We start from the raw sequence: 1,572 nt of genomic DNA on the forward strand, positions 1-1,572 counted from the left end.
CAATAAAATAATTGAAGATTTGAGAATGTGTTAATATTATTAAATAGACCCAAATAAAACAATTGAAGATTTGAAATTGGGAAATATTATTTGATAAGTTCAAGTAATATAATTTCCCCATTTTCAAATCTTCAAATTCTCAAATCTTCAAATTAACTCCTATTTCCCCACACTAATCTTCCCCACAGGATTCATTTCCATGTAATCAACTACCAAACTAGCCATTGATTTCATCCCTAATACAAAGCCACCCTCGTCAATATAAAAATCAGGCGTATGGTGTGCCGGAGTCTGTGCTGGCGATTTTCCTTTAGGTGCTCCTCCTAAAAAGAAGAAAAAGCCCGGCACCTTTTGTTGATAGAAAGCAAAATCTTCAGCACCTGTAACGGCAGCAGTGATTGAAACGTTTTCTTTCCCTGCTACTCCATCCAAAGTAGGAATCATTTTCTCAGTCAAAGGAATATCATTATACGTAACAGGGCACATTCTAGTAATGCTTACTTCGGCTGTTGCACCCGCACTTTCTGCAATATTGGTGGCAATCTGTGAAATACGAGCATGAATCATATCTTGTACGCCAGTATCTAAGGCACGAATAGTACCGTTCATATTTACCTCCTCTGGAATAATATTACTTCTGACACCACCATTAATTTGCCCTACTGTAACTACCGCAGCCGATTCTGTCACAGGTGCATTTCTACTTACGATGGTTTGTAAACCCATAATCACTTGCGAAGCCGTCACAATTGGGTCAATACTTGACCAAGGGTAGGCACCGTGCGATTGCTTGCCTTTGATTTTGATTTTAAACCAGTCAGAACTAGCCATTGTACCGCCGGGACGATACTTTATTTTCCCGATTTCTGTTTGCGAATTAATATGTAACCCAAAAATGGCATCTACTTTAGGATTTTCTAACACGCCTTCTTTAATCATCAAAGCGGCTCCTCCCTCTTCGCCTTCTGGTGCTCCTTCTTCGGCAGGTTGGAAGATAAATTTTACTGTACCTTTTAATTCACTTTTCATCGAGGCTAAAATTTCTGCTGTTCCCATCAGAATAGCCACGTGTGTATCGTGCCCGCAAGCATGCATGATGCTTACTGGTTGTCCGTTATATTCGCCCGTAGCTTTTGAAGCAAAAGGAATATCTACTCTTTCCTTTACAGGTAAACCATCCATATCCGCACGTAAGGCTACTACTGGACCAGGTTTACCGCCCTTTAATACCCCTACTACTCCCGTTTTACCTACGCCTGTTTTTACTTCTATTCCTAAGGCACGTAAATGTGTTGCTACTTTTTCAGCCGTTTTAAATTCTCGGTTTCCTAATTCTGGATTTTGGTGAAAATCTCTTCTCCAAGTAACCACTTTAGCTTCTAGCGATTCTGCCTTTTGCGCAATTTTAGATTTTAAAGCAACTGCACCTTGCCCAAATGATGTTGATAAAGAAAATATCAACAACGCCATAGGCATAATTATCTTTTTCATATAATAATAGTTTGGTTTTAAGATGAAATGAATTTTAACTAAATCTACTATTTTAAAAACCATCTGCCAAATGTTTAATAC

At 38.6% G+C, this 1,572-nt stretch carries 1 protein-coding gene; it reads right to left on the reverse strand.

Features of this window, described 5'->3' with window-relative positions; translation table 11 throughout:
- Positions 1-159 precede the first annotated feature (159 nt).
- On the reverse strand, positions 160-1,491 hold the full coding sequence (locus AC07XN_RS24345) for an amidohydrolase (protein WP_494744928.1): 1,332 nt from the start codon (positions 1,489-1,491) through the stop codon (positions 160-162).
- Positions 1,492-1,572 lie beyond the last annotated feature (81 nt).

Source organism: Arcicella sp. GW458-12-2-14-TSB2 (genome assembly GCF_059423785.1).

Coding starts and splice junctions, on each gene's coding strand:
- AC07XN_RS24345 (WP_494744928.1), bottom strand. CDS start 1,491: ATGAAAAAGATAATTATGCCTATGGCGTTGTTGATATTTTCTTTATCA.